At 77.1% G+C, this 5,034-nt stretch carries 5 protein-coding genes; all 5 read right to left on the reverse strand.

Annotation, left to right across the window (positions count from 1 at the left end; genetic code table 11):
• Nucleotides 1-1,940 (reverse strand): type VI secretion system protein (locus E2C05_RS28510; protein ID WP_240046928.1); only part of this gene is annotated, 1,940 nt, incomplete at its 3' end.
• 118 nt (nucleotides 1,941-2,058) lie between these two features.
• On the reverse strand, nucleotides 2,059-2,880 hold the full coding sequence (locus E2C05_RS28515; protein WP_158292434.1) for a DotU family type IV/VI secretion system protein: 822 nt from the start codon (nucleotides 2,878-2,880) through the stop codon (nucleotides 2,059-2,061).
• Nucleotides 2,867-4,204, reverse strand: coding sequence for a type VI secretion system baseplate subunit TssK (tssK, locus tag E2C05_RS28520; protein WP_133223027.1), 1,338 nt, complete (start codon nucleotides 4,202-4,204; stop codon nucleotides 2,867-2,869). The genes E2C05_RS28515 and tssK overlap by 14 nt, the downstream gene beginning before the upstream one ends.
• Nucleotides 4,201-4,674, reverse strand: a complete 474-nt coding sequence (locus E2C05_RS28525) for a type VI secretion protein (protein WP_133223028.1) — start codon at nucleotides 4,672-4,674, stop codon at nucleotides 4,201-4,203. Before E2C05_RS28525 ends, tssK begins: the two co-directional genes overlap by 4 nt.
• On the reverse strand, nucleotides 4,671-5,034 hold a 364-nt coding region (locus E2C05_RS28530), incomplete at its 5' end, for an SPOR domain-containing protein (RefSeq protein WP_205083151.1). The genes E2C05_RS28530 and E2C05_RS28525, both read right to left, overlap by 4 nt.

The raw sequence follows: 5,034 nt of genomic DNA on the forward strand, positions 1-5,034 counted from the left end.
GCGCCGGCGCCCGCTTCCTCGGCCAGGGCCGCCAGGCGCTGCGCGGCGCGGCGCTGCAACTCCTCGCTGCCCGGGGCGGGGACGAGGCGGGCGAGATGCGCCTGCACCAGCCCCTGCAGCCGCGGCTGCACCAGGGCGCGGACCACCGCCGGGTCCACCGGCTCGGTCCCCGCCTCCAGCGAGACGCCGCGCAGCGCGCGGGCCGGCGGCGGGTCGGCGAAGGCCAGGTCGGCGGCGCGGTCCAGGTACTGCGCCGGCAGGGTGAGGCCGTGGCTGTATTGCAGCAGCTCCGCCAGCCCGACCGTGCCGCCTTCGGCGCCGAGGCGGTTGAAGGTCAGCAGATGGCGTTCCAGCAGCAGCAATTCCGCGAGGAAGCGGCGCAGCTCCCGCGTCTCCGGCGGGCTGCCGGCCGGCGCCGGCGTCGTCGCCTCGCCTTCCGCCAGGGCGCGGGCGCGGCGCAGCAGCACGGCGCGGACATCGCCCATGACCAGGCGCCAATGGCCGATGGCCAGCGCGGTGCGGACGCGGTCCGCGGTGCCGTCCAGCGCGGCGATCGGCCAGGGCGGATTCTCCCACCCGCCATCCAGCCGCGCCACGGCGCGGATGGCGGCCAGCGGCCCGGCGCCCTCGGCCGGGGCGCCGGCGGAGGGCGCGTCCTTCGCCAGCCCGACCGGCCCGGCCAGAGCGCGCAGCGCCGGGACGAACCGCGCCTCCATCGCATCGAGGGTCCGGCTGCCGGTCCAGAGCAGCAGCGCGAAGCCGGCGGCGGCGGCGGCGAGGCCGGCCTGCCAGAGCCGCTGCCGGCGCGCCTGGCGCAGCGACCAGCGCGGCACCGGGCGGGGCAGGTCGCGCTCGACGAACACCTTGCGCGCCAGCAGGCCGCGCACGAAGCCGAGCGCCGGGGCGCGGTCGGCTGCCGCCGGCGCCACCGCGCCGGTCAGCCAGAGGCCGCGGAAGAACAGCGATTCCTGGTAGCCGGTCTGGCGGAACAGCACGCCGAGGAAGGTGGCGAGTGGCGCGCGCAGCCGGTCCAGCTCCGCCGGCAGGCGCATGGCGGCGGCCGCCACCGCATCCCCCGCCCCGGCCGCGCCGAGTTCCAGCGCGGCGGCGGCGGCGGCGTCCTGCAGGCTGTCCACCGCCTCGGCGATCCAGGCGGACTGGAAGCTGGCTTCCAGCGGATAGGGGCAGGACCAGCCGAAGGCGCCGTCCTGCTTTTCCGGCGGCAGCGCGGCCAGCAGGGTATGGAAGCCGGGGATGGCGTCGGCCATGGTCAGCACCAGCCAGACCGGCAGGCAGAGGCCGGTCACCTTCTGCGCCTGCCAGAGCCTGGTGTGGATCTCCGCCGCCTTGGCGGCCAGGGTGGCGGGCGGCAGGGCTTCCGGCCCGGCCAGGTCCGGCACCGGCAGGGTCAGCAGGATGCCGTCCAGCGGCAGCCCGTCCCGCGCCTTCGCCACTTCCTCGAGCAGGGTGATCCAGGCGCCGTCCGGCAGGCGTTCGCCCCGCAGGTCGGCGAAGGCTTCCCCGGCCACGTCGATGACCACGGCGCGGTCGTAGAACCACCAGGCGCAGCCGATCGGCCGGCCGGTCGCGGGGTCGGGCAGGGCGGCGGGCGGGCGGGCGCTGCCGCCGGCGGCGCAGAGCGCGCTGGTGCCGCCGCCGCGGGTGCCGGCCGCCAGCACCCAGGGCACGAGATAGGGGTTGCTGGAGCCCGCCACCGCCTGCCGGTACTGCGCCAGCCCGTGGCGGAAGGCGCGGCGCATCAGCGGCGGGGTCAGCACCAGCGCCTCGGCCGGCGGCGCCATCTGGTCGACCGGCGCGGCCACGACGGGCGCGAGGCGCAGCCGCCGCAGCCGCAGCCAGAACAGCAGCGTCAGGCCGAGCGTCGCGGTCGCCGCGACGGCGAAGAGGACAAGCTGCAGGTCCTGCAGCAGGTCGAGCATGGTTGGCACGGTGCCACTCCGTCCTAGAGGGCAAAACCCATGGTTTCCAAAGGCCCTTCGGCCTTTGGCGGGGTGGGTCTGGGAGGGGCGGCGCCCTTCCCGGTGTCGGGTGCAGGGATCACTGCGCCGCCTGGAACACCTGCGCCGCCGCCCGCCAGACCGGCGCGGTCTGCCAGAACCACAGCGCCGTGCCGGCCAGCAGGAAGGCCGCGGCCAGCGCCGCGCCCAGCAGCGGCCAGCCGAAGCGCCGCGGCCGGCGTAGCGCCGCCTGCCCGCCCTGGATGCTGGCCAGCGCCAGGGGCGCGACCGGCCGGCCTTCCATCTCCGGGTCGGGGCGGCGTCCCGTCGCCGCCTCGAACAGCGCGCGGGCGTGCTCGCGCAGCGACGGCTCCTCCCCCGGGTCGCGGTGGCGGCCGCGGAAGCCGAGGCAGAGGGCGAGGAGATAGACCGGCGCCAGGTCCGGTCCGTCGCGATCGGCCATGCCGGCGATGCGGCGGGCGCGGTCGAAGAAGCGTTCCCCGGCGATGCGGGTGCCGAACATGCGGCTTTCCAGCAGCTCCTCGCGCCAGAGCAGCCGCAGCTCCCAGCCATCGTCGTAGAGCAGGAGGTCGTCGGCCAGCGCGCACATGACGTATTGCGCGTCCCGCAGCAGGGCCGCCTGGCGGTCGGACAGGCGGCGCGCCTGGTCGCGCTGCTGCTGCAGGATTTCCTCGAGCCGGGCGGCGACGGTGGCGACGCGGGCGCGCGACACCTCGGGCGGGGTGTCGTCCGCCACCACCTCCGTCCGCAGGCGGCGGCGGGCCTGCAGCAGCGCTGCGTGGAATTCCATCATCGCCCGCAGCAGGGCGGAGAAGCGCAGGGCGCCGGCGATCCCCGCCGGTTCGAGGATGGGCAGGTTGGCGGCGGGCAGCCGCAGGAGGAGGCCGTCAGCCGCGGGCATAGAGCAGGATCTCCGCAGGGCGCGGGCCGGCGCTGCGGCCCTGGGTGGGCCAGAGCTCCAGCACCTCGCCCGGGGTGACGAAGGCGGTGTCGGGTTCGATGGCGAAGAGCACGGCGCCGCGCGGCAGCGCGATGTCGAGGTCATCGAGCGCGGCGAGCGGCGCGCGCGGGGCGCCGCGCACCCGCAGGTCCCACAACTCGGCGCTGCGGTCGCCGGTGGCGATCAGCGCGCCTTCCATCCAGTGCGCCAGCGCGCTGTCCGCCGTGCCGGGCGGGCCGACCAGGGCGACCACCAGCCGCCCGCGGGTCCAGCCGGGTTCCAGCGGCAGGGCGAAGCGGTCCCCCTGGTCGGCGAAGCGGTGGGCGACCAGGGACCGCCCCATGCGGTCCAGCACCTGCTGCGCCGCCGCCACCACTTCGGTGAAGGCGGCCAGCGGGTCGTCATGGTCGTAGCGCGGCGGCACCGCCGGCGGCTGGCCGGCGGCCAGCGCCGCCAGCAGCCCGGCATAGCGGCACAGCTCGACATACAGGGCGAAGGGATGCGCCGCGCCGCTGGCCAGCAGCGCCTCCAGCGGCGGCAGCCCGGCGGACAGGCCTTCAAGGCCGGCGCGCGCCGCGAGGCTCCCGCCCTGGTTGCCGCCCTGGCTCGCCCCCTGGCGGGCCAGGCTCAGCGCCTTCTCCCGCGCGCCGCGGGCCAGGTCCTGCACCAGGCGCGCCAGCGGATCCCGTTCGCCGACGCGGAGGGCGGGCGGGACGAAGGGGGCGCGGGTCCAGGCATGGCCGTCGAAGCCGCAGCGCAGCAGCGGCAGGCTGGTGAATTTCGCCGGCGGGCGCTGCCGCGGCCCGGTCGTCACCTCCAGCGCGAGGCGCGGGCGCAGCACCTGCAGCGACAGCGGCTCGGCGGTCCCGGCCTCATCCGCCACCTCCGGCCATTCCGCCACCTCGAAGCGGGCGAGGTCCTCGCCCTCCCCCGCGATGGCGCGGCCGGCGGCGACCGCGAGATGCACGGTCACCGGCGCGCGGGCGGCGGCATCGCACCAGGGCGTCAGGTCGAGCTCGAGCGGCGCGTCGCGCTCCACCCGGTGGCGCACCGGCAGGCCGTCCGGCAGCAGCGCCTCCAGCGCCAGGATGCGCAGCAGGCCGGCGGGCAGGGTGCCGGGTTCGATCTCCAGCGTCGTCACGCCCCAGTGGAAGGGACAGGCGGCGGCGGCGTGCAGCAGGGCGAGCTGTTCCAGCCGCAGCACCGTCTGCTGGAAATGCTGGGGCGCCAGCAGCATGCCCTCATGGAACAGCAGCGGCGCGACGGGGTGCGGCGGGTGGGTCATGCTTCCTCCACCTGCATCTCCTCGGCCCCTAGGCGGACCAGCAGGCGGCCGCCGCTGGCCAGCCGGGTGCGGTGCGCGCCGGGGCGGCGATAGAGCGCGAAGACGAAGGCATCGCTGCTGACCCGCGGCGCCGGCAGCCTTTCCTCCGGCAGGACCTGGCCGGGGACGACTTCCCAGCTCCGCACCTCCAGGTCGCGGGCCCAGTCGCGCTGGTATTGCGACCGCCGCTCGAACCAGTCGGCCGCCGCCAGGGCGCCGATCTCGCCGGCCAGCGGCGGCCGGTCGGAGACATGCACGAGGTCGAGGGCGATGGGCGTGTTGTCGTTGGCGCCGGGGGCGACGGCGATGGCGATGCGCCGCACCGCGACGCGGCGGGCGAACATCGTGCCGCAGCCGGGCAGCAGGGCCAGGGCCGGCATGGCCATGGCCGGCAAGGGCAGCGCCAGCAGCGGGCGGCGGCGCAGGGTCATGGACGGGCGTCCGCGGCGGCCAGCGCCGTCGTATCCGGCTCCACTAGGCTGGCGCGAAGGCTGAGCAGCCGCTCCACCCGCTCGGCCGCGGCCAGGGCCTGGGCGATGCCGGGGAAGGGCGGGGTGCGAACATGGGTCCAGACGCGGCCGGCGGCGTCCGGCAGGGGCAGCAGCAGCACCGCCACCCCCCTGTCCTGCGCTTGGCGGGCGAAGGCCTCGGCCGCCTCGGCGCCGAGGAAGTAGCCGAGGTCGAGGGCATAGCCGCTGCCGGCGGGCGGCGCGGGCACCGGGGCGGGGGGCGGCGTCGCGGGGGCCGGCGCAGCGGCCGTGATCGCCGCCGGGGGCGGCGGCGCGGCAGGC

Source organism: Paracraurococcus ruber (assembly GCF_004353985.1).
Classification (GTDB): Bacteria; Pseudomonadota; Alphaproteobacteria; order Acetobacterales; family Acetobacteraceae; genus Paracraurococcus; species Paracraurococcus ruber.